Here is a 22216-nt window from a genome sequence, read left to right as displayed (position 1 = left end):
AACAAGCAGCGCGGCCCTCCACATTCTTCGGCGGTTTTCCCCATGGCTCTCCTGAGACGGATCTGGTTCCAGATCCACTGGTTCATCGGCATCACGGCCGGAAGCGTGCTCGTCGTGATCGGGCTGAGCGGCGCGGTGCTCTCCTTTCGCGCGGAGATCGTCGACGCGCTCAATCCCGCGCTGCGCCACATTCCCAACCCCGCCGGTGCACCGGCGCTGCGGCCCGCGGCGCTCGCGGCGCAGGTGCGGGCGGCGGAGCCGGCACTGCGCATCGCCGCGCTCACGGTGTTTGCCGAAGCCGGGCGGCCGGCGCGCGTCAACTTCGCGCCGCGCGAAGGCCAGCGCCAGGGCGAGGTCCGGCTGATCGATCCCTGGACCGGCGCGCTGCTGCCCGTGCCCACGGGCGAGGCCTTCTTCGAATTCGCCGAGCACCTGCATCGCTGGCTGCTGCTGCCGCGCGACGCGGGCAAGCCCGTCACCGGCACCCTGGCCGCGGGGCTGCTGGTGCTTGCACTGTCGGGCCTCTACCTGCGCTGGCCGCGCCGGCCGCTCGCATGGCGGGCCTGGCTGAAGCTGGACTTCGCGCTGACCGGCCGCGCCTTTCTCTGGAACCTGCATGCGGTGGCCGGCACCCTCGCGCTGCTGGTGTACCTGGTCTCGAGCCTCACGGGCATCTACTGGGGCTTCGACGCCGTGCGCGCGATGGTCGACAACGCTGCGGGCGAAGGGCGCGTGGTCCGTGCGCAGGGCATGCAGGCCGGCGGCGCGCCCGCCAAGGCGCAGGCGGTGCCCGACCTGCAGCGCGTGTGGCAGTCCTTCCTCGATGAAACCGGCGGCGACTGGAGCCTGGCCACGCTGCGCCCGCCGGCGCGCAATGCGTCGCAGGTGGAAGTGACCTACCTGCGTGCCCACCCCGAGCACGAACGCGCACGCAACCGCCTCTACCTTGACGCCGCCACCGGCGAGCCCTCCCGGCACCAGCGCTACGCCGACAAGCCGCTGGCCGGCCGCCTGGTCAACAGCATCTATCCGATGCACATGGGCACCTACTGGGGATTGCCGGGTCGCATCGTGATGCTGCTCGGCAGCCTGGGCCTGGCGCTGTTCGCGGTCACGGGGTGGATGCTCTACCTCGGACGCCGTCGCACGAAGCGGGCCGCGCGCGAAGAGCGCACGCGGCTCGGTCCTGCGCTGCAGCCGGACGCGCCCGGCGCCGAGCCCGTGCTGCTCGCCTTTGCGAGCCAGACCGGCCAGGCGGAGCGCATCGCGCTGCAGACGGCCGCGGTGCTGCAATCGGCCGGTGTCGCGGTGGTGCTGCAGCCGCTGGTGCGCCTGAGCGTGGATGCGCTGCGGCGCTACCGCAAGGTGCTGCTGGTGGCCAGCACCTTCGGCGATGGCGATCCGCCGGACAGCCTGCGCGCCTTTGCGCGCCAGTTCGCGCTGCAGACCGGTTCTGGCCTGCAGCATGTGCACTACGGCCTGCTCGCGCTCGGGGACCGGCACTACGCCAACTTCTGCGGCTTCGGCCGGTCGCTCGACCGCGACCTGCGCGGCCATGGCGCAGAGGCGCTGTTCCCGATGATCGAAGTGCACAACGGCGATGCCGGTGCGCTGGCGCGCTGGCAGCACGCGTTGGCCGACGCCTTCGGCGTGCTGCAGCCCGGCGCATGGAAGTCGCACGAACCGAAGGCGGCGCCCTTCGAGCCCTGGCGCCTCGTGCGGCGAACGCTGCTCAATGCCGGCAGCCAGGGCGATCCGCTCTTCGAGATCGAGCTCGCGCATGCGGGCGCGGCCGCCTGGGCGCCGGGTGCGCTCGTCGAACTGCTGCCGCGCCAGTCCGGCCACGCCGTCGAGCAACTGCTGCGCCGCGCCGTCCTCGACGGGCGAACGCACGTGCGCTGCGATGGCCGCGCGTGCACGCTCGAAGATGCGCTGTCCCGCAGCGTGCTTCCGGCCGCGCCGGCGGCCAGCGCGCAGGCACTGGCGGACATGCTGGTGCCGCTCGCGCCGCGGCGCTATTCGGTGGCCTCGACCACGGCCGATGGCTGCGTGCAGCTGCTGGTGCGCCAGGCGCGCCACGCGGACGGCATGGGCGTGGCCTCGGGCTGGCTGACCGAGGGAGCGCCGCTGGATGCGCGGGTCGAGCTGCGCCTGCTGCCCAATCCCGCGTTCGCACTCGTGGATGACGAGGCGCCCTGCGTCTTCATCGGCAACGGCTCCGGCTTTGCTGGCCTGCGCGCGCATCTTCGCGAGCGCGTGCGCCGAGGCCACGGGCGCAACTGGCTGGTGTTCGGCGAGCGTCAGGCCGCGCACGACGCCTTCTGCGCCCAGGAGATCGCACAGTGGCAGGCGGCCGCGGCGCTCGAGCGCGTCGACCTGGTGTTCTCGCGCGACCAGGCCGAGCGCCTGTATGTGCAGCACCGGCTGCGCGAGGCGGCCAGCCTGCTGCGCCAATGGGTGGCCGAGGGTGCGGTGGTCTACGTCTGCGGCAGCCTCGAGGGCATGGCGCCGGGCGTCGACCTGGCCTTGCGCGAGGTGCTGGGACCATCGGCCTGCGACACGCTGGTGGCAGCGGGCCGCTACCGGCGCGACGTCTATTGAGCAGCTTCCCGCAGGCACTGCGCAAACTGCGCGGCGGCAGGCGGGCTGGCGCGTGGCTTGCGCAGCAGGAGGCCGACCTCGCGGTGGAACGTGAGCTCGCCGAGCGAGAGCATGCGAACACCCGCGGGCAGCGGAAGGTGCGCCTCGACCAGCGGAACGAGCGCAACGCCCAGCCCCTTGGACGTCATGTGGATGAGCCCGGCGATCTCGTCGAGTTCGATCGAATCGTTGACCGCGATGCCTTCGCGCCGGAGGAATCTTTCCACCATGCGGCCGCCGAATGATGCGCGGTCATAGCGCAGGAAGGGCTGTTCCTGGAGCAGCGCGCGCCAGTCCTTTCCCGGCAGTTTCTTGGGCGCGATGAGCACATACGGCTCCTGCACCAGCGGCTGCCACGCCAGCTCCGGAAGAATGCCGAACGGCGGCCGGATGATCACCGCCGCATCGATCGTTCCCGCGTCGAGTTCGTCCATCAGCCGCATCGACACGCCGGGCGACACATGCACGCGCAGCAGCGGCTGCTGCTTGCGCAGCCTTGCAAGCGCCCGCGCGACCAGCGTCGACTGCGCCGAGGCAATCGCGCCGATGCGCAGCAGCCCGCCGCTCGCGGCGTCATCGGGAAGCTCGCCGAGCTTGGCGTAGAGCGCGCAGATCTCCTCCGCGCGCGCCAGCGTCGTCTGGCCGGCCGCATTCAAGGTGGCCGAGCGCCCGGTGCGCTCGAACAGCGCGAACCCCAGGGCTTCCTCGAGCCGCTTGACCTGGCTGCTGACCGCCGACTGCGTCAGGCCGATCCGCTCTCCCGCGGCGGCAAAGGTGCCGTGGCGGCAGACGGCGATGAAGGTTCTGAGTTCGTTGATCATGAACCGAGCATCTCAAGAATCGATGCAAGGTTCAATGATTCATCGCGCCTCGTACGCTTCCATCGGCTTGTCGCTCGGACTGGCCCAGGCGGCCTTCGTCAACGCGCTGGCCGGCAGCCCGACCTTCGAGTTGTGCGGAGGAATGGGCTGCATGAACCACTTGTCGTAGAGCCGCGCGGCTTCTCCGCTCCTGGCCAGCGACAGCACGCTCTGGTCGACGAGCTTCTTGAACGCGGGGTCGCCCTTCGCAAGCATGATCGCGATCGGCTCGACACTGAGAACCTGGTCGAGCAGCTTGTACTGCGCCGGCTCCCTGCTCTTGGAGATCAGCGTGGCAAGGATCTGGCCGTCGGCCGCAAAGCCATCCACCCGGCCCGATTCGAGCAGCAGGAAGCCTTCGCTGTTGTCCTTGGCGAGCACTTCCGCGATCTCGCCCGCACCCTCGCGCTTGAGCTTCCTGAGGAGCTGGACGGAGGTGGTGCCGGTTGTCGCGGCCACCGCCTTGCCGGAGAACTGCGCGGGCGACACGATGCCGGAGGCCGCCTTCACGGCAATGCGAACCCCTTCAACGTAGAGCGTGGGCGCGAATGCCACGTCTTTCTGGCGCGCCGTGTTGTTGGTCGTGGTGCCGCACTCGATGTCGACGGTGCCGTTCTGCACCAGGGCAATGCGATTCTGCGGCGTGACCAGCTGGTACTTCACGTGGATCTTCTCGATCTGCAGCGCCCGGCCGATGTCGGCGACGACACGCTCGCAGACTTCGACGTGAAAGCCCGTGTAGCTGCCCGGCCCCAGCGTGAAGGACATGGCGCCCGAGGCGTCGCGCACGCCCATGGTGATGGCGCCGGACTCCCTGATCTTCTTCAAGGTGTCGGTTTGCGCACCGGCGCCTGCGGCGGACAGCAGCAGTGCTGTGGCGGCCGCGGCCGCAAGAAAGCGTCGTGTCTTCACGCGGCGCCTTCAGACGGCGAACAGCGAATCGAGATTCGCGAACGACTTCATCTCGATGGCATTGCCCGACGGATCGAGGAAGAACATCGTCGCCTGTTCGCCCGGCTCGCCCTTGAAGCGGATGTAGGGCTCGATCACGAAGCGGGTCTGGCGCGCCACCAGCTTGTCGGCCAGCGCCTGCCATTGGTCCATCGGGAGGATGGCGCCGAAGTGGCGCACCGGCACGTCGTGCCCGTCGACCGCGCTGCTGGCCTTGTGGCCGCATTCATCGGGGGCGAGGTGCGCCACGATCTGGTGGCCGTGGAAGTCGAAGTCGACCCATTCGGGCGCGCTGCGGCCCTCGGGGCATCCGAGCAGCTCGCCGTAGAAGGCGCGGGCTTCGGCAATGTCGCGGACGGGGAAAGCCAGGTGGAACGGAATTCTCGTGGGGGATGCATTCATGGCGGCCATCGGTCTGTGAGTTCAGGATGGCCCGGACTTTAAGCAGCGCGCCTCATAACCGAAAACGATATATTTTCTTGCTGAGCATCGATCTTTTCGATGCTCGATGTGCCCGGGGGCCGAGCGCATTCCCCCGGGAATTCCCGGGTGCCCAGCGCGCGGCCGCGATGGGATAGTTAGTTCGCCCTTCAAACTAACTAATTTCTTACACGGCGTTCTTCGCCGGGCACACCCTTCCAAGGAGAGACATCCATGCAACTCAAGCACACCCTGGCCGCCATGGCCTTCGGCCTTTCTGCCGTGGGCGCAGTGGCCCAGACCGTGGTCGGCGTGAGCTGGTCCAACTTCCAGGAAGAGCGCTGGAAGACCGACGAGGCGGCGATCAAGGCGCAGCTCGAGAAGCTCGGCGCCAAGTACATCAGCGCGGACGCGGGCGGCTCGCCCGAGAAGCAGCTGGGCGACATCGAGGGGCTGATGTCGAAGGGCGCCAAGGCGCTCATCGTGCTGGCCATGGACAAGGACGCGATCCTTCCGGCCGTCACCAAGGCCACGCGCCAGAAGGTGCCCGTGGTGGCGTACGACCGGCTGATCGAGGCGCCCGGCGTCTTCTACATCACCTTCGACAACGTCGAGGTCGGCCGCATGGAGGCGCGCGAGGTCTTCAAGGTCAAGCCCAAGGGCAACTACGTGATCATCAAGGGCTCGCCGAGCGACCCGAACGCCGACTTCCTGCGCGCGGGCCAGCAGGAGGTGCTGGACACGGCGGTGAAGAAGGGCGACATCAAGATCGTCGGCGACGAATACACCGAAGGCTGGAAGCCCGAGGTGGCGCAGAAGAACATGGAGCAGATCCTCACCAAGAACGCCAACAAGGTCGACGCGGTGGTGGCGGCCAACGACGGCACGGCCGGCGGCGCGGTGGCCGCGCTCACGGCCAAGGGCCTGCGCGGCATTCCGGTGTCGGGGCAGGACGCCGACTTTGCGGCGCTCAACCGCATTGCGCTGGGCACGCAGACCGCGACCATCTTCAAGGACTCGCGCGAACTCGGCCGCGAGGCCGCCAGCGCGGCCATCGCGCTGTCGCAGGGCAAGCCGGTCGAGAAGGCCGCGCCCTGGAATTCCGGGCCGAAGAAGATCTCGCTGTCCTCGCGCCTGCTCACGCCGGTGCCGATCACGCGCGACAACCTCGACGTGGTCGTGAAGGCCGGCTGGATCAAGAAGGACGAGCTCTGCAAGGGCGTCCCGGCGGCCAGCGCACCCGCGGCCTGCAAGTAGCAGCAGCAAGCAGCGCAGCAAAGCCAATCCGCGCCGCACTGCCGCGTCCGGCCGGCCCATGGGCCGGCCCGGGCCGCCGCCGCGCACCTGTTGTTCCTTCGAGAGGACCTGAAAAATGAGCAATCCAACGCCAGGCTGGTGGCGGCGCACGGGCGTCGACCTGCGGCTCCTGCTGATGAGCGTGCTGCTGATCGCCATGGGGGTGGTCTTCAACGTGATGTCGGGCGGCGTGTTCCTGTCGCCCGAGAACCTCTACAACGTGGCGCAGCAGACGGCGGTGGTGGGCATCGTGTCGACGGTGATGGTGCTGGTGATCGTGGCGCGCCACATCGACCTGTCGGTCGGCTCGGTCATGGGCTTTGTCGGCGTGCTGATCGCGTACCTGCAATACACCTCGGGCTGGTCGTGGCCCGCGGCCTGCCTCGCGGGGCTCGCGGTGGCGCTGCTGGTGTCGATCTACCAGGGCTGGCTCACGGCGATGCTGGGCGTGCCCTCGTTCGTGGTCACGCTCGGCGGGCTGATGTCGTTCCGCGGCGCGGCCTTCCTGGTGGCCGACGGCAAGACGCAGCCCGTGAACGACGAATTCTTCCAGCGCCTGGGCGGCGGCTACGACGGCGGCATCGGCACCACCATGACCTGGGTGCTCGCGGCCTTCGTGGCGCTGGTGCTGTTCGCGCGCATGCTGCAGAAGCGCCGCGCACGCGCGCACCACGAAATGCCCAACGAGCCGCTGTGGCTGGAGCTGCTGCTGACGGCGGTGCCGGCGGCCGTGGTGTTCGTCTTCGCGGCGGTCATGAACAACTACCAGATCGCCTCGAAGGACGCGCCGCAGGGCCTGCCGATCCCGGTGCTGATCTGGGCCGTGGTGGCGATCGTGCTGTCGTTCATCGTGCACCGCACGCGCTTCGGCCGCTATGTGTTCGCGATGGGCGGCAACCCCGATGCGGCGGCGCTGGTGGGGATTCCGGTCAAGCGCGTCACGCTGATGCTGTTCGCGCTGCTCGCGGTGCTGGTGACGGTGGCGGCCATTGTGTCGATCGCGCGGCTCAATGCGGGCACCAACTCGCTCGGCACGGGCATGGAGCTGTACGTGATCGCGGCCGCCGTCATTGGCGGCACGGCGCTCGCGGGCGGCACCGGCTCGATCTTCGGCTCGGTGCTGGGCGCGCTCATCATGCAGTCGCTCGACAGCGGCATGCTGCTGCTCGACGTGCCGATCGGCAAGCGCATGGTGATCATCGGGCAGGTGCTGATCGTGGCGGTGGTGTTCGACGTGCTGTACCGGCGCAAGTTCGGGGAGAACTAGAGATGAAAGTGCGTTGGACAGAGCAGCCGTTGATCAGCGATACACCCAGAGCGTGCCCAGTGCACAGGGCACTGGGTGCTCCCCGCAGCGAAATCAAGGAGGAGCCGAAGGCGGGGGACATTCGCGGAGGGGAGTACCCGGTGGCCTGGGCACGCGCCCTGAACATCGGAGCCCCGCACGCAAAAAGCGCCGCACCGCAAAAGGAATTCAAATGACCACGGTCGACACCTCGCACCCCCTGGTCGAACTGAAGGAGATCCGCAAGGCCTTCGGCGGCGTGAAGGCCGTGGACGGCGTGAGCATCAACCTGCATCCCGGCGAAGTGGTGGCGGTGCTCGGCCACAACGGCGCGGGCAAGTCCACGCTCATGAAGATGCTCGCGGGCGCCTATCCGGTCGACTCGGGCGACACGCTGATCGCAGGCGAGAAGGTCCACATCCGCACGCCCGCCGAGGCGCAGGCGCTCGGCATCGAGACCATCTACCAGACCCTCGCGCTGGCCGACAACCTCGACTCCGTATCGAACCTCTTTCTCGGCCGCGAGAAGATGACGCGCTGGAACACGCTCGACGATCATTTCATGGAGGTGCAGGCGCGCAAGGTGTTCCAGCGCCTGAACAAGAACTTCACCAACATCCGCATTCCGGTGCGAAGGCTCTCGGGCGGGCAGCGACAGGTGGTGGCGATCTCGCGTGCGCTGTACTTCAACGCGCGCATCCTGATCATGGACGAGCCCTGCGCCGCGCTCGGGCCCGAGGAAACCGCGATGGTCGGCGGGCTCGTGAAGCAGCTCAAGGCCGATGGCGTCGGCATCTTCCTGATCACGCACGACATGCCCGACGTGTTCTCGCTGAGCGACCGCGTCGCGGTCATGAAGAACGGCAGGCTCGTGGGCACCTACCGCACCGCGGACGTCACCGAAGACGAAGTGCTCGGCATGATCATCGCCGGCAAGCGCCCCGAAGGAAAAGAGCAGGCCCACAGGTGAACGAAGGCAGGGTGGCCCCGTGACCATCGGCGACCAGCAGCTGCTCAAGCGCATGAACCGCAGCGTGCTGCTGCGCCTCCTGCGCGCGCGGCCCGGCCTGTCGCGCGCACGGCTCGCGAGCGAGAGCGGCCTCACCAAGTCGACCGTGAGCCTGCTGGTGCGCGAACTGCTCGACGAGGGCTGGCTCAGCGAAGCCGGCACCACCGTTGCCGATGGGCTGGGACGGCCTTCGACGCCGCTGCGGATCAACGTCGGCGTGCGCGCGCTGATGGGCGTCGAGATCGCGGTCGAGACGGTGCGCCTGGTGTGCGTCTCGCTGCAGGGCGAGGTGCTGCATGCCGACACGCAGGTGCTAGCCGACAGCGCACCGGCCGGCGCCTGCGCGCAGGTCGCGCGCATGGCCGCGGCAGCGCATGGGCAGCTCAATGCACTGGGGCTGCGCCTGTCGAGCATCGGCGTCTGCGTGCCCGGCGCGGTGGACGACTGCACCGGCATGGTCCGCTTTGCGCCCAACCTCGGCTGGCGCAACGTGAGCCTGCTGCCCGCGCTGGAAGAAGCCTTTGCCGCGGCCGGGCTGCCGGGCGTCACGGTGCAACTGCAGAACGACGCCGATGCCGCCGCGCTCGGCGAGTACGAGTTCTCCGGCGGCGAGAGCGCGGACCCGCTGATCTTCGTGAGCTGCGACGTGGGCGTGGGCGCCGGCGTGGTGCTGAACGACCGCCTCTTCACGGGCGCGCAAGGCATGGCGGGCGAGATCGGCCACACCATCCTGCAGCTCGATGGGCCGCTGTGCTCGTGCGGGCGCCGCGGCTGCGCCGAGGCCTTCTTCGGCTCGCGCGCGCTCGAGCGCGAAGCGCCCGGCATGGCGCACGCGGGAGCCTTCTTCGGCGTGCTGCTGCAGAACCTGTGGGTGACCTTCGATCCGCGCGCCATCGTGCTCGGCGGCAAGTCCTGCACCGGCCATCTCGGGCTGGCGCAGGCGGCCTTCGAATGGGTCGGGCGCCATGCCGATGCGGCCGGCATGCCCGCACCCGATCTGCGCATCGCGCGCTACCTTGCGCTGGCACCCGCCGTGGGTGCGGCGGCGCTGGCGCTGCACGAATACCTCAGGCCGCTGCAGCCCGATGCGCGCACGCGCCGGGCCCGCGCCGCGCGCAACGACGAATACCGAATACCTTCTGTTTAAAAAGATCGGCGGCAGGCGGCCGCGATTGCGGTGATGCACGGCGACATGCGCAAACCGCCTACGCGCATCGCCGCGGCCTTGGCCTAGGTTCGATCAAAAACCTGGAGCCCACGCCATGCCCGATGCCGCCGCGCGCGTTCGTGCGCCTTCTTCCGCGCTGCTCAAAATCACTGCCGCCGTGATCGGCCTTGCAGGCCTGGGGCTGGGGGCGGCAGGCGCATGGCTCGTGGTGCTCGGCGGCTCGTGGTACTACCTCGCGGCAGGGCTCGGGCTCATCGCCTGCGCGGTGCTGCTGCCGCGCGGCAGCGGCGCGGGCCTCTGGGCCTATGCGGCCGTGGTGGCGTTCACGCTGGTGTGGGCCCTGTGGGAAGTGGGCTTCGACTGGTGGCCGCTGGCAGCGCGCGGCGACGTGTTCTTCGTGCTCGGCCTGTTCCTGCTCACGCCCTGGGTGGCGCGTGCGCTCGGGCGCCGCAGCGCCGCGGGCGTGGCGCCCGCGCGCGGCTTCCTCGGCGTGGTGCTGCTGGCCTTCCTGGCTGCCGCGGTGTTCTCGTGGACGCGCGATGCAACGCGCATCGAAGGCACCATGCCGGCGGCCGCGGCACCCGCCGCGGCATCGGGCAATACCGCACCGGCCCCGCCGAAGGACGACTGGACGGCCTACGGCGGCAACGGCATGGGCCAGCGCTATTCGGCGCTCGACCAGATCACGCCGGCCAACGTCGGCGAGCTGCAGGAGGCATGGCACTTTCGCACCGGCGACGTGCGCGGCCAGAGCGGCGACCCCGAGGAGACGACCTTCGAGGTCACGCCGCTGAAGATCGGCGAGCGGCTTTTTCTTTGCACGCCGCACCAGTCGGTGGTGGCGCTGAACGCGACCACCGGCCAGCAGCTCTGGCGCTACACGCCCGAGATCCGGCGCCCGCTGGCCTTGCAGCACCTGACCTGCCGCGGCCTGTCCTACGACCCGGGCAGTGCGGTGCGGCCCGCGCCCGCAGCGGCTGCTGCTTCATCGCCACCCGCGGCCGGCGGCGACTGCGACGCCAAGCTCTTCATGCCCACGGCCGACGGCCGCGTCATCGCGCTCGACCCCGGGAGCGGCAAGCCCTGCATGCGCTTTGGCGGCGGCACGGGCCAGATCGACCTCTGGAAGAACATGCCCAACGTGAAGCCCGGCTCGTATTACTCGACCTCCCCCGTGGTGGTGACGCGCTCCCTCGTCATCGTGGGCGGCACGGTGCTGGACAACGTCTCGACCAAGGAAACCTCGGGCGTGATCCGGGCCTTCGACATCGACACCGGCGCGCTGGTGTGGAACTGGGATTCGGGCAACCCGGACGACACCGCACCCATCGCGGCCGACCGCAGCTACACGGCCAACTCGCCCAACAGCTGGTCGATCTCCAGCGTGGACGAGGCGCTCGGGCTGGTCTACGTGCCCACCGGCAACCAGCCGCCCGACCAGTGGGGCGGCAAGCGCACCGAAGGGGCCGAGCGCTATTCGTCCTCGGTGGTGGCGCTGGACCTGGCCACCGGCCGCGTGCGCTGGAGCTTCCAGACCGTGCACCACGACCTCTGGGACTACGACGTACCCTCGCAGCCCAGCCTCGTCGACCTGCGCATCGGCAGCGAGACGGTGCCCGCGCTCGTGCAGCCGACCAAGCAGGGCGAGCTGTTCGTGCTCGACCGGCGCGACGGCAAGCCCCTGACCAAGGTGCATGAACGGCCCGCGCCGCAGGGGCCGGCCGCGGGCGACCACACCTCGCTCACGCAGCCGGTGTCGGAGCTGTCCTTCGATCCGCCCGCGCTCACGCCGGCCGACATGTGGGGCGGCACGGTGTTCGACCAGCTGGCCTGCCGCATCGCCTTTCACCGGCTGCGCTACGAAGGCCGCTACACGCCGCCGTCGACCGAGGGCTCGCTGATCTACCCCGGCAACTTCGGCGTCTTCAACTGGGGCGGCGTGGCGGTCGACCCGGTGCGGCAGATGGCGTTCACCACGCCGGCCTCGCTGGCCTTCGTGTCCAGGCTGATTCCGCGGGCCGACGACACCTCGCTCTATGTGCAGGGCAAGGACCGGCCCAACGACAGCCTGCCCGCGCTCAACGAGAACTTCGGCGCGCCGTTCGCGGTGCAGCTGAGCGCCTTCACCTCGGTGTTCGGCCTGCCGTGCCAGGCGCCGCCCTGGGGCCATGTGGCCGGGGCCGACCTGCGCACCGGCCGCGTGGTGTGGAAGCACAAGAACGGCACCGTGCGCGACAGCTCGCCGCTGCCGCTGCCCTTTGCGATGGGCGTGCCCAGCCTCGGCGGGCCGATGATGACGGCCGGCGGCGTGGCCTTTCTCTCGGGCACGCTCGACTACTACCTGCGCGCCTACGACGTGGCCAGCGGCAAGGAGCTCTGGCGCAGCCGCCTGCCCGCGGGCGGACAGGCCACGCCGATGAGCTACCGCGGCAGCGACGGGCGCCAGTACGTGGTGGTGGCCGCGGGCGGCCACGGCTCGCTGGGCACGCGCACCGGCGACCACGTGATCGCCTACGCGCTGCCCAGGCGCTGAACCTTCAGCCCGGCGCGACCTTGTCCTCTTCGCGCCAGCCGCGCAGCCGCCGGTACAGCGTGCCGCGCGACACGCCCAGCTGCCGCGCCGCCTGCGAGACGTTGCCGCCCTGTGCCGCCAGCGTGTCCTCGATCAGCTTGCGGCTGTGCTCGCGCAGCGTTTCGCCCGGCAGCGCTTCCACCGGCACGTGGTGGGAGGCGATCGCTGGCGTGTGCTCGTGCGCCGCCAACGGCTGGGCCGCCGCGGGCTCGGCGGACAACACCGCGCCGGCGTCGCCGGGCACCGCCACCGCATGCCTGAAGTCCACGCCGTCCGCAGCCTTCAGGCGCGCCTGCACCCACACGCCCAGGCCGCTCGCCAGGCGCAGCGGCTGCGCGGCTTCGCGCCTTTCGAGCCGCAGCAGGCTCGCAAGGTCGTGGCCCAGCATCGATTCGACATCCCGCTCGCAGGCCTCTTCGGGCAGGCGGCCGATCAGCCGCGCGCCGGCACTGTTGAGCCAGGCGATGGTGCCGTCGGGCGCCACGCCGGCCAGCGCTTCCATCGGCGTGCCCAGCAGCGTGGGGCTGGCCTGGAAGCGCAGGATCAGGTGGTCGCGCGACTGCGCCTGCAGCAGGCGGTTCTCGATGGTCGTGGCGTAGAGCCCCACCATCGAGGCTGCATCGAAGCCGAAGCGCCGCGCCTCCATCGTGATGTCGAGCACGCCCGCGAGCCGGCCCGCCACGTCGCGGATCGGCGCCGCGGCGCACTGCATCTGCGACAGCACGTCGAAGTAGTGCTCCGCGCCGTCGACCGTGCAGGCCTGCCCGGTGGTCGCCACGATGCCCGGCGCGGTGGTGCCGACGATGCGCTCGGAAATGTTCACGCCCACGCGCGCGGTCTTGCGCAGCACCGGCTGGTGCGCGGCGGCCGGCTGGTGCGTGACGTGCACCACCACGCCTTCGCCGTCGGTCAGGATCACGCGGCAGTCGGTGCCCGCGAGCGCGCTTTCCATGCTCGCGAGTTCCTGCCGCGCCACCTCGAGCAGCTCGCGGTTGCGCGCCAGCGTGGCGTGCAGGCGGCTCGGCGTGACCGCATCGAAAGGCACGATGCGCTGCCGGTCGCTGTGGTTGCGGGTGCAGCGCAGCCACGACTGGATCACCGCCTCGCCGACGAGGCCCGATGGCCGCACGCCTTCCTCGAAGAACTGCTGCCGCGCGAGCGCCACGCGCTGCGCCGGCGTGCTGGAAAAAAGTTGGCGCGGCGCGGTTGCCGTGCCCAGCCGTTCGAAAGCCATGCTGTTCGCCGCTCCTCGAAATGGGGGATCAGGAAGGAAGGGGAGATCGCTGCCCCCGTCGAATGTGTTCCGCAATGGAACAGCGCCGGACTGGGGAAATCCCGAAGATGAACGCGAGCGCGGCACAACCGATCCTTGCGGCACAAAGGAGACCCACGATGAAAAAGATCCACTCCGGTTGGCTTGCGCTCGCCGGTGCATTGCTGTGCCTGGGCAGCTCGCCCGCCGCGGCGCAGGCCTCGGCCGCCAAGCAGGTGAACGGCGACTTCGTTCGCGCCAACGCGGCCCAGAAGAAGACCCCCGACTGGCCGAGCTACGGCCTGGACTACGCCGAGTCGCGCTTCAGCAAGCTCGACCAGGTGAACGCCGGCAACGTGAAGCAGCTGGGGCTGGCCTGGTCCTACAACCTCGAGTCCACGCGCGGCGTCGAGGCCACGCCGCTGGTGGTGGACGGCGTCATGTACGTCACCGCGTCGTGGAGCGTGGTGCATGCCATCGACACGCGCACCGGGCAGAAGCTCTGGAGCTTCGATCCGCAGGTCGACAAGTCCAAGGGCTTCAGGGGCTGCTGCGACGTGGTGAACCGCGGCGTGGCGCTGCACGAAGGCAAGGTCTACGTCGGCGCCTTCGACGGACGGCTGATCGCGCTCGATGCGGCCACCGGGCAGAAGGTCTGGGAGAAGAACACCATCGAGGGGCAGAAGGGCAGCTACACCATCACCGGCGCGCCGCGCGTCTTCAAGGGCAAGGTCATCATCGGCAACGGCGGCGCCGAGTACGGCGTGCGCGGCTACGTCACAGCCTACGACGCGAAGACCGGCGAGCAGAAGTGGCGCTGGTTCGTGGTGCCGGGCGACCCGGCCAAGCCCTTCGAGGACGAATCGATGGCGCGCGCCGCCAAGACCTGGGACCCTTCGGGCAAGTACTGGGAGGCCGGCGGCGGCGGCACCGCATGGGACAGCTTCGCCTTCGACCCCGAGCTCAACCTGATGTACGTGGGCACCGGCAACGGCTCGCCCTGGGCGCACAAGAAGCGCAGCCCCAAGGGCGGCGACAACCTGTACCTGGGCTCGGTGGTGGCCCTGAACCCCGACACCGGCAAGTACGTGTGGCACTACCAGGAGACGCCCGGCGACAACTGGGACTACACCTCCACCCAGTCGATGATCCTGGCCAACGTCACGCTCGGCGGCAAGGCGCGCAAGGTGCTGCTGCATGCGCCGAAGAACGGCTTCTTCTTTGTCATCGACCGCACCAACGGCAAGTTCATCTCGGCGAAGAATTTCGTCGACGTGAACTGGGCCACGGGCTACGACAAGAACGGCCGCCCCATCGAGATCGCGGCCGCGCGCCAGAACGACAAGCCCGGCGACAGCATTCCCGGCCCCTTCGGTGCGCACAACTGGCACCCGATGTCGTTCAACCCGCAGACCGGCCTGGCCTACCTGCCGGCGCAGAACATCCCGATCAACCTGATGGACGACAAGGACTGGAAGTTCGACCAGAACGCACCGGGCCGGCCGCACGCCGCGCTCGGCTGGAACACCGCCATGTTCGCCAACGCCGAGCCGCCCAAGAGCAAGCCCTTCGGCCGCCTCGTCGCCTGGGATCCGGTGGCGCAGAAGGAAGCCTGGGGCGTGGACTACGTCTCGCCCTGGAACGGCGGCACGCTCACCACCGCCGGCAACCTGGTGTTCCAGGGCACGGCCGACGGCCGCCTGGTGGCCTACAACGCGAAGACCGGCGAGAAGCTCTGGGAAACGGCCACCGGCACCGGCGTGGTGGCCGCGCCCACCACCTACATGGTGGACGGCAAGCAGTACGTGTCGGTCGCGGTGGGCTGGGGCGGCGTGTACGGCCTCGCGCAGCGCGCCACCGAGCGGCAGGGTCCGGGCACGGTCTACACCTTTGCCGTGGGCGGCAGCGCGAAGATGCCCGAGTTCGTGCAGTACCGCATGGACAAGCTGGTGCAGGGCGTGAAGTACGACCCCGCCAAGGTCCAGGCCGGCACCATGCTCTATGTGAGCAACTGCGTGTTCTGCCACGGCGTGCCGGGCGTGGACCGCGGCGGCAACATCCCGAACCTCGGCTACATGGATGCGGCCTACATCGAGAACCTCGACAAGTTCATCCTCAAGGGCCCGGCCATGGCGCGCGGCATGCCCGACTTCACGGGCAAGCTCTCGGGCGAGGACATCGAGAGCATCAAGGCCTTCATCCAGGGCACGGCCGACGCGATCCGGCCGAAGTGAGGCCGCGGGGCCGCAACCGGCGCGGGCCGGTCAGCCCGCGAGCCGCAGCTCCTGGATCAGGCCCGCCACGTTGCCCACCTGCAGCTTGTCATAGATCGACTGGATGTGGTTGCGCACGGTGGCGGGCGAGCGGTTCAGCATGGCCGCAATGTCCTTGTGCGTGTCGCCGCGGGCCAGCAGCTCGGCAATGGTGTGCTCGCGCGGCGTCAGGCTGTCGGCCAGGCAGCGGATGCGGCTCTTGAGGAACAGCAGGCCCTGCTCCACGTGGTGCGTGACCACGACCGCCCGGCCGCTGTAGCGCGCATGGCGGCCGAGGAAGTGCGCGAGCAGCGCATCGGGCAGGGTCCGCCCGTGCCAGGACGGCCACTCGGCCTTCATCGTCGCCTCGAAGGGGCCGTCGGCGTGATAGAGCACGCCGCGCAGGTCGCCAATGGCGGAGCCGCCGGGCGCCTGGCCGCCGGCCTCGAGCCGGTCGAGGTGCACGATGCGGTTGAGCGCCAGCGCCTGCATCACGTGCGGCGCCAGGCTCGCGAGCAGCTGCCGCTCGTGTTCGGTGCCGTGCGCATCGGGGTCCGAGCGGAACAGGCTGAGCCAGTGCACGAAATTCGTCTGCGGATGCACGTCCGAGCTGATGAAGAAGTTGGACTGCTCGAAGCGCTCGCCATATGCGCGCAGCTGCGCCTGGTCCTTGCGGTGGAACCAGGCATTGGCATTGAATGAAAGCGTCGACTTCGGCCGCTTGCCCACTTCCACGGCGGCGGTGTCGAGGTGCTTCACCTCTTCGTAGGCCGCCAGCATTTCCGCTGGCTGGTTGTGCAGGTGGATGGTGTGGATGTCGATGCCGCTGTCGGTGCGGGTGGCGGTGCCCCACATCGACGAGTCGAAAGCCAGCACCGGCTTGATGAGATCGAGCGCGGCATCCTGGAAGGCATCGATCGGCAGCTCGTGCGAGAGCCGGTAGAGCCGCAGCAGCAGCTCGCTGAAGTCGTGCAGGGCGGCAGGCCGGGTCATCGCCGAAGTTTTCCATCGCGCCCGCGCAGCGCGCATCCCATGTTCAGGTGATTCCATCCTGCGGCCCGCCGGGCGGATTTCAAGAATGATGCATTTGCATCATTTTTTTTGGAAAAGTGAAAGCTATTGTTTGCAGGCCCCGGATGGTCCGGGGCTTTCAAACCCCTTCGAAGAGCCCACCGATGCCCTCTCTCACCCGCAAGATTCCCCATGCGCTGTCCGTTGTCACTCTGGCGCTGCTTGGCGCGTGCGGCGGAGGAGGTGGAGGTGGCGGCGGCGGCGGGTTCGGCTTCATCCCGCCGGCCTCGAATGGCGGCGACCCGCCCGCGGCGGCCGGCACCACCTTGAGCGGCACCGTCGCCACCGGCGCAGCCCTGGCCGGCGCGGTGCTCACGGTGTTCGACCAGACCGGCGCCAAGGTCTGCGAAGTGACCACCACGGCCGAAGGCAGCTACAGCTGCTCGCTGCCCGCCGGCACCAAGGCGCCGCTGGTGATCCAGGCCGTGCGCGACGACCTCACCCTCTACAGCACCACCGCCAGCACCGCCACCGGCACCACCAACGTGACGCCGCTGACCACCATCGTGGTGGCGCAGCTCGCGCCCAACGGCGATCCGGCCAAGCTGGCCGCCGCGATCCAGGCCGACGCCGGCGCCGTCACGGCCGGATCGATCGGCGACCAGGTGTCCAAGCTGCTGGCTGCGCTGCAGCCGCTGCTGAGCGCACTCGACGCGAGCATCGACCCGATGAGCGGCGAGTTCCAGGCCAACGGCACCGGCCAGGACCGCGTGCTCGACGCGCTCAACGTGTCGGTGCGCCCCGACGGCACGGCATCCAACATCGAGATCACGGTGAAGGCGCTGCCCGCCGGCGACGACAGCCCGCCGGTGTCCATCGTCTTTCGCAGCGGCGACGCCACCATTGCGGCGCTGCCCGCCATCGATGCCGCAACGCTGGTGCAGCCGCCCACGCCGGCCATGGTGCAGGCGCTGCTCGATCGCATCAACGCCTGCTATGCGCTGCCGCTCGCACAGCGCGTCGACAGCCCCATCGAGGCCGACGGCAATGCCTACGGCAGCGCCGCCAACGTGGTGGCGCCGGCCTGCCGCACGCTGTTCGTGAACGACGATCCGGCCAGCTTCGTGGCGGCCGGCGCGCCCATCGGCCGCGTGAGCAGCGGTGCGCGCCGCTCGTTCGAAAGCCTGTTCCGCTTCGGCCCCACCAACCTGAAGCACGACCGCGGCAACTTCGAATACTTCCACAAGAACGGCGACATCGCTCTCACCTACCGCTGGACCGACGTCCTGGGCAACACCGACAACGACGTCTTCAACGCGAAGATCGTGGACGGTGCGCTGAAGCTCACCGGCAACGGCAACACCTACCGCGCCTTCGTGCGTCCCCAGCTCGACAAGAAGGACTACCTGAAGCACCAGAACCTGGTGTTCCATTCGGTCGGCTACGCGGTTTCGGTCGACAACGTGCGCGACGGCAATGGCAACCCGGTGCTGTCGAAGGTGGTGGCAACCACCGCATCGCTGCCCGGCAAGGAACTGGTGCTGGTGCCCAAGGCCGGCCTCAACTCGCTGGTGCTCACGCCGGACGGCACGGCCGGTTCGGCCCTGAATTCGGGGGTGTGGCGCATGTCCGCACGCTACCTGGACCCGGCCCAGCCCGGCAGCCCGAGCGATTTCGACAACGCCAACCTCTTTGCCACGCCGGCGTACACCGACGAGGAGCTTGGCAAGATCGCCGACCAGTCGGTGTGGAAGCTCGAGTTCTTCCACGCCGACGGCGCGACGCCGAACGTGGTGCAGTACGTGCGCACCTTCTCCCGCGTGCCCACCATCGCGGAAGCCGTGCAGACGCCCATGGTGGAACTCACGCCCGCGCTGCGTGCCCAGGTGCTCGCGGAAAGCCTGGGCAGCCCGCGCGGCATCGTCTTTGCGGCACCCACGCCTTCGGAGCCCAACAACGTCGACTTCAGCGCCGACGGCGGCCTCGACGGCTGGACGGTTCCGGCCGGTGCGCTCGCGCCCACCTCGTTCAGCGTCTTCGGCAGGGCGCCGGGCGCTGGCGGCGCGCGCTTCAGCGAAACCGTCACCGTGCGCAGCACCGCGCGCAAGGCCATGGTCTATTGCCAGCCGGTGGGCGCGAGCGACACGCACTGCGTGCCGGCGGGCAACAGCAGCTGGCAGTACGCCCAGGGTTCCTCGATCAGCACCTTCGGCTTCACGGCCCGCACGGCGCGCCAGGTCGACGTGCGCAAGAACTTCGAGGTGTGGACGGTCACGCTGCCCTGATTTTTTCTGCTGTCACGCCATGAAAAAAGCCGCCGGTCCCGAGGGCCGGCGGCTCTTTTTTTGAGCGCGGGGGAAATCAGTCGGCGTACACGCCGGCGGCCTTGATGATCGGGCCCCACTTGGCAATTTCCGCCGAGACGAACTTCTTGTGCTCGGCCGGCTCGGTGCGCTTGTCGGTGGTGATCACGGCGCCCAGCGCTTCCTCGCGCTTGATGAAGCCCGGGTCCTTCATGGCGGCCTTGATGGCTTCGTTGAGCTTCTTCAGCACCGGTGCCGGCGTGCCCTTGGGCGCGTACACGCCGTGCCAGATCGAGACCTCGAAGTCCTTCAGGCCCGATTCGGCGAGCGTCGGCAGGTCCTTCAGGGCCGGCGTGGTCAGGCGCTTGCTCGTGGTCACGGCGTAGGCCTTGACCTTCTTGGCCTCGATCTGCGAGGTGGTGTTGGTGGTCTGGTCGCACAGGAGGTCGATCTGGCCGCCCAGCAGGTCGGCGATGGCCGGCGCGGTGCCCTTGTAGGGAACCGGCGTCATCTCGACCTTGAGCGCGCTCTGGAACAAGAGGCCGCACAGGTGCGAGGCGGCGCCCAGGCCGGCATTGCCGAGGTTGATCTTGCCCTTGTTGGCCGCGATCCAGGCCGTGAGCTCCTTGTAGTTGTTGGCCGGCAGCGTCGGCTTGCCGATGAGCGTCATCGGCACTTCATTGACCATGCCGAGGTATTCGAAGTCGTTCTCCACGTTGAACGGCAGCTTGCGGTAGAGCGCAGGCATCGTCGACATGCCGATGTGGTTGAGCAGCAGCGTGTAGCCGTCCGGTGCCGCGCGGGCCACCTTGGCGGTGCCGATGGAGCTGCCGGCGCCCGCGGTGTTGTCCACCACGATCGTCGTGCCCAGGGTCTTTTGCAGGGCTTCGGCCAGGTCGCGGGCCACGCGGTCGGTCGGGCCGCCGGCGGAGAAAGGCACCACCAGCGTGACGGTCTTGCCTGCGGGGAAATCCTGGGCATGGGCGCCGGCGGCAGCAGCGGCGAATGCCGTGAGTGCAAGCAGTTTCTTCATGAGTGTCTCTCGGTTGGTGAAATTCAAAAACGGCCGCGATCATAAAGGCTGACCATGACCTGACGAATAGCGAATAGCCCTTAGGGGTGGGCCGAGATGCGCCCCTTCCTGGGGCATGATGCGGCTCGCAAGCCGCGCCTGGGGGGCGCGAAGAAAAACCACAACACCGCAGGCCTTCGGGCCGCATCGAGGAGGAAATTCCAATGGATCCATGGGTCTATCCGCGCGAGCGCTGGCTCGGCAACATCACGCTCGGGCTCGGCCTGCTGGTCTGGGCGCTGCTGGTCCTGGGCACCCTGGGCATCGCGCTCGTCTATGTGCTGCTCGGCTTCATCGCCTACGTGTTCGCGCAGTCGGCCGTCATCGCCTGGATCAAGGGCACGGCCGTGAAGCTCTCGCCCACCCAGCTGCCGGAACTGCATGCGCGGTTCCTGGCCTGCTGCGGCCATCTGGGCATCCAGAACCCGCCCGAGGCCTACCTGCTGCACGGCGACGGCATCTTCAATGCCTTTGCCATGCGCTTCTTCGGCCGCAACTTCGTGGTGCTGCTGTCCGACGTGGTCGACGCCATGGAAGCCCAGCCCGACGGCATCAACTTCTACATCGGCCACGAGCTCGGCCATATCCGGCGCGGCCATCTCACGGGCCACATCTGGCGCGCCCCGGTGCTGTGGCTGCCGCTGCTCGGCGCCGCCTATTCGCGGGCCCAGGAATACACCTGCGACCTGCACGGCGCCGCCTGCTGCACGCAGACCGACTCCGCGCCCCGCGCGCTCGTGGCGCTGGCCGCCGGCGCGCAGCAGTGGCGCCACGTCGACCTGCAGCGCTACGCCGACCAGTCGGTGGGCAACAGCGGCTTCTGGGCCTCGTTCCATGAACTGATCGCCGGCTACCCCTGGCTCACCAAGCGCGTGGCGCGCGCCATCGATCCGGGCGCGAAGCTGCCGAGCCGCAATCCGGTGGCCTACCTGCTCGCGGTCTTCGTGCCGTACGCCGGCCGAGCCGGCGGCGGCGCGCTGGCGCTTCTGGTGGTGGTGGCCATCATCGGCGTGCTGGCCGCGGTGGCGCTGCCGGCCTATCAGCAATACGAGTCGCGCGCGGCCGTTTCGCAGGCCTGGTCCGAAGCCGCACCGGTGCGCGAAGCGCTCGGCAGCTACTACAAGCAGAAGGAAGAGATTCCCGATTCCCTGGCCGCGGCCGGCGCACCCGAAACCCTGCCCGGCGGCTCGGAGCTGACGCTCGACCCCGACACCATGGTGGTCGAGGCGGTGCTTCCAAAGGCCAAGGGCACGCTGCGCATGGAGCCCTCGGCCACCGAGGACGGCATTGCGTGGAACTGCGTGGCCGGCGACGGCCTCCAGGAAAAGGCGCTGCCGGCCAGCTGCCGCAAATAGCAGCAGCACACCGTAAAAGAAGGTTGCCGCCCGTCGAACCGTCCGACAGGCGGACCCGGCGCGCGCCGATGCGCGCTGCGGGCGCGGGCCCTAGGGTGAAGTGTCATTGCCATCAAAAAAACCACCTTCAAGGAGTGACTCACCCATGCCCACCACCATCTCTTCTTCTTCACTGGACGGAATGAAGGTTGCCATCCTCGTGGCGGACGGCTTCGAGCAGGCCGAGATGACCGAGCCGCGCAAGGCGCTCGACCATGCCGGCGCGCAGACGCAGATCGTTTCGCCGCTCGACGGCAGCGTGCGCGCCTGGAAGCAGCTCGAGCCCGCCGACACCTTCGAGGTCGACGTGCCGCTCAAGAACGCCAATGCCGACGACTTCGACGCGCTGCTGCTGCCCGGCGGCGTCGCCAACCCCGACGCGCTGCGCATCAACCAGAAGGCCGTGGCCTTCGTTCGTGACTTCGTCGAGTCGGGCAAGCCCATCGCGGCCATTTGCCATGGGCCCTGGACGCTCATCGATGCCGGCGGTGCGAAGGGCCGCAAGATGACCTCATGGCCTTCGCTGCGCGCCGATCTGCACAACGCCGGCGCAAAGTGGATCGACAAGGAGGTGGTGGTCGACAGCGGCCTGGTGACGAGCCGCAGGCCCGGCGACCTGCCCGCGTTCATTCGCGAGATGACGACGATGTTCGAGCTCGCGCACGAGGCCGCGATCCATTGAGCATGGGGCGGTGAAGCGCGCGCGGATGGGGCCGCGCGTTCCGGTACGC

16 protein-coding genes are annotated in these 22216 nt (G+C 69.0%); 10 read left to right on the top strand and 6 right to left on the bottom strand.

Annotated elements, in window-relative coordinates; translation table 11 throughout:
- The first annotated feature begins 42 nt into the window (after nucleotides 1-42).
- Entirely contained in the window at nucleotides 43-2601 is a 2559-nt protein-coding gene (locus ACAM58_RS25035; RefSeq protein WP_369663738.1) for a PepSY domain-containing protein, read from the top strand.
- Here ACAM58_RS25035 and ACAM58_RS25030 read toward each other — a convergent pair.
- From ACAM58_RS25030 to ACAM58_RS25020, 3 genes are read right to left on the bottom strand one after another with little or no spacing between them, the layout of a single operon-like run.
- Entirely contained in the window at nucleotides 2595-3461 is an 867-nt protein-coding gene (locus ACAM58_RS25030) for a LysR family transcriptional regulator (protein WP_369663737.1), read from the bottom strand. The genes ACAM58_RS25035 and ACAM58_RS25030 overlap by 7 nt on opposite strands.
- 39 nt (nucleotides 3462-3500) lie before the next feature.
- Nucleotides 3501-4412 carry an amino acid ABC transporter substrate-binding protein gene (locus ACAM58_RS25025; protein WP_369663736.1) on the bottom strand — a complete coding sequence of 304 codons (912 nt, stop codon included), beginning with the start codon at nucleotides 4410-4412 and terminating at the stop codon, nucleotides 3501-3503.
- 9 nt (nucleotides 4413-4421) lie between these two features.
- A complete protein-coding gene (locus tag ACAM58_RS25020) occupies nucleotides 4422-4853 on the bottom strand; it encodes a VOC family protein (RefSeq protein ID WP_278879865.1) in 432 nt (143 codons plus the stop codon).
- 252 nt (nucleotides 4854-5105) lie between these two features.
- Here ACAM58_RS25020 and xylF point away from each other — a divergent pair, with 252 nt between their 5' ends.
- From xylF to ACAM58_RS24995, 5 genes are all read left to right on the top strand, one after another.
- Nucleotides 5106-6128, top strand: coding sequence for a D-xylose ABC transporter substrate-binding protein (gene xylF, locus ACAM58_RS25015; protein WP_369663735.1), 1023 nt, complete (start codon nucleotides 5106-5108; stop codon nucleotides 6126-6128).
- A 115-nt stretch (nucleotides 6129-6243) separates the two neighbouring features.
- Nucleotides 6244-7434 carry an ABC transporter permease gene (locus ACAM58_RS25010; RefSeq protein WP_319439916.1) on the top strand — a complete coding sequence of 397 codons (1191 nt, stop codon included), beginning with the start codon at nucleotides 6244-6246 and terminating at the stop codon, nucleotides 7432-7434.
- 211 nt (nucleotides 7435-7645) lie between these two features.
- The gene (locus ACAM58_RS25005) at nucleotides 7646-8422 is read left to right on the top strand and encodes an ATP-binding cassette domain-containing protein (RefSeq protein ID WP_062364146.1); all 777 of its coding nucleotides are present in this window, start codon (nucleotides 7646-7648) and stop codon (nucleotides 8420-8422) included.
- Between the two features lie 19 nt (nucleotides 8423-8441).
- Nucleotides 8442-9608 carry an ROK family protein gene (locus tag ACAM58_RS25000; RefSeq protein ID WP_369663734.1) on the top strand — a complete coding sequence of 389 codons (1167 nt, stop codon included), beginning with the start codon at nucleotides 8442-8444 and terminating at the stop codon, nucleotides 9606-9608.
- Between the two features lie 115 nt (nucleotides 9609-9723).
- On the top strand, nucleotides 9724-12162 hold the full coding sequence (locus ACAM58_RS24995; RefSeq protein ID WP_369663733.1) for a membrane-bound PQQ-dependent dehydrogenase, glucose/quinate/shikimate family: 2439 nt from the start codon (nucleotides 9724-9726) through the stop codon (nucleotides 12160-12162).
- Nucleotides 12163-12166: 4 nt separating this feature from the next.
- Here ACAM58_RS24995 and ACAM58_RS24990 read toward each other — a convergent pair whose 3' ends face one another.
- Nucleotides 12167-13435: a helix-turn-helix domain-containing protein gene (locus ACAM58_RS24990; RefSeq protein WP_369663732.1), complete on the bottom strand. Its 1269-nt coding sequence runs from the start codon at nucleotides 13433-13435 to the stop codon at nucleotides 12167-12169.
- A gap of 158 nt (nucleotides 13436-13593) precedes the next feature.
- Here ACAM58_RS24990 and ACAM58_RS24985 point away from each other — a divergent pair, with 158 nt between their 5' ends.
- A complete protein-coding gene (locus ACAM58_RS24985) occupies nucleotides 13594-15687 on the top strand; it encodes a PQQ-dependent dehydrogenase, methanol/ethanol family (protein ID WP_015867766.1) in 2094 nt (697 codons plus the stop codon).
- Between the two features lie 30 nt (nucleotides 15688-15717).
- Here the strand turns inward: ACAM58_RS24985 and ACAM58_RS24980 are convergent, their stop codons facing one another.
- Entirely contained in the window at nucleotides 15718-16698 is a 981-nt protein-coding gene (locus tag ACAM58_RS24980) for a LuxR C-terminal-related transcriptional regulator (protein WP_369663731.1), read from the bottom strand.
- A gap of 182 nt (nucleotides 16699-16880) precedes the next feature.
- Here ACAM58_RS24980 and ACAM58_RS24975 point away from each other — a divergent pair, with 182 nt between their 5' ends.
- On the top strand, nucleotides 16881-19001 hold the full coding sequence (locus ACAM58_RS24975; protein WP_369663730.1) for a carboxypeptidase-like regulatory domain-containing protein: 2121 nt from the start codon (nucleotides 16881-16883) through the stop codon (nucleotides 18999-19001).
- 76 nt (nucleotides 19002-19077) lie between these two features.
- Here ACAM58_RS24975 and ACAM58_RS24970 read toward each other — a convergent pair whose 3' ends face one another.
- The gene (locus ACAM58_RS24970) at nucleotides 19078-20052 is read right to left on the bottom strand and encodes a tripartite tricarboxylate transporter substrate-binding protein (RefSeq protein WP_018905152.1); all 975 of its coding nucleotides are present in this window, start codon (nucleotides 20050-20052) and stop codon (nucleotides 19078-19080) included.
- Between the two features lie 203 nt (nucleotides 20053-20255).
- Here ACAM58_RS24970 and ACAM58_RS24965 point away from each other — a divergent pair, with 203 nt between their 5' ends.
- Entirely contained in the window at nucleotides 20256-21446 is a 1191-nt protein-coding gene (locus ACAM58_RS24965; protein WP_369663729.1) for a M48 family metalloprotease, read from the top strand.
- Between the two features lie 145 nt (nucleotides 21447-21591).
- Nucleotides 21592-22167, top strand: coding sequence for a type 1 glutamine amidotransferase domain-containing protein (locus tag ACAM58_RS24960; RefSeq protein ID WP_369663728.1), 576 nt, complete (start codon nucleotides 21592-21594; stop codon nucleotides 22165-22167).
- Nucleotides 22168-22216: the final 49 nt, after the last annotated feature.

It is taken from the genome of Variovorax sp. V116, from assembly GCF_041154435.1.
Classification (GTDB): Bacteria; Pseudomonadota; Gammaproteobacteria; order Burkholderiales; family Burkholderiaceae_C; genus Variovorax; species Variovorax paradoxus.
This window is presented reverse-complemented; position numbering and strand designations above follow the sequence as displayed.

Coding starts and splice junctions, on each gene's coding strand:
- ACAM58_RS25035 (WP_369663738.1), top strand. CDS start 43: ATGGCTCTCCTGAGACGGATCTGGTTCCAGATCCACTGGTTCATCGGC.
- ACAM58_RS25030 (WP_369663737.1), bottom strand. CDS start 3,461: ATGATCAACGAACTCAGAACCTTCATCGCCGTCTGCCGCCACGGCACC.
- ACAM58_RS25020 (WP_278879865.1), bottom strand. CDS start 4,853: ATGAATGCATCCCCCACGAGAATTCCGTTCCACCTGGCTTTCCCCGTC.
- xylF (WP_369663735.1), top strand. CDS start 5,106: ATGCAACTCAAGCACACCCTGGCCGCCATGGCCTTCGGCCTTTCTGCC.
- ACAM58_RS25010 (WP_319439916.1), top strand. CDS start 6,244: ATGAGCAATCCAACGCCAGGCTGGTGGCGGCGCACGGGCGTCGACCTG.
- ACAM58_RS25005 (WP_062364146.1), top strand. CDS start 7,646: ATGACCACGGTCGACACCTCGCACCCCCTGGTCGAACTGAAGGAGATC.
- ACAM58_RS24995 (WP_369663733.1), top strand. CDS start 9,724: ATGCCCGATGCCGCCGCGCGCGTTCGTGCGCCTTCTTCCGCGCTGCTC.
- ACAM58_RS24990 (WP_369663732.1), bottom strand. CDS start 13,435: ATGGCTTTCGAACGGCTGGGCACGGCAACCGCGCCGCGCCAACTTTTT.
- ACAM58_RS24985 (WP_015867766.1), top strand. CDS start 13,594: ATGAAAAAGATCCACTCCGGTTGGCTTGCGCTCGCCGGTGCATTGCTG.
- ACAM58_RS24980 (WP_369663731.1), bottom strand. CDS start 16,698: ATGACCCGGCCTGCCGCCCTGCACGACTTCAGCGAGCTGCTGCTGCGG.
- ACAM58_RS24975 (WP_369663730.1), top strand. CDS start 16,881: ATGCCCTCTCTCACCCGCAAGATTCCCCATGCGCTGTCCGTTGTCACT.
- ACAM58_RS24970 (WP_018905152.1), bottom strand. CDS start 20,052: ATGAAGAAACTGCTTGCACTCACGGCATTCGCCGCTGCTGCCGCCGGC.
- ACAM58_RS24965 (WP_369663729.1), top strand. CDS start 20,256: ATGGATCCATGGGTCTATCCGCGCGAGCGCTGGCTCGGCAACATCACG.
- ACAM58_RS24960 (WP_369663728.1), top strand. CDS start 21,592: ATGCCCACCACCATCTCTTCTTCTTCACTGGACGGAATGAAGGTTGCC.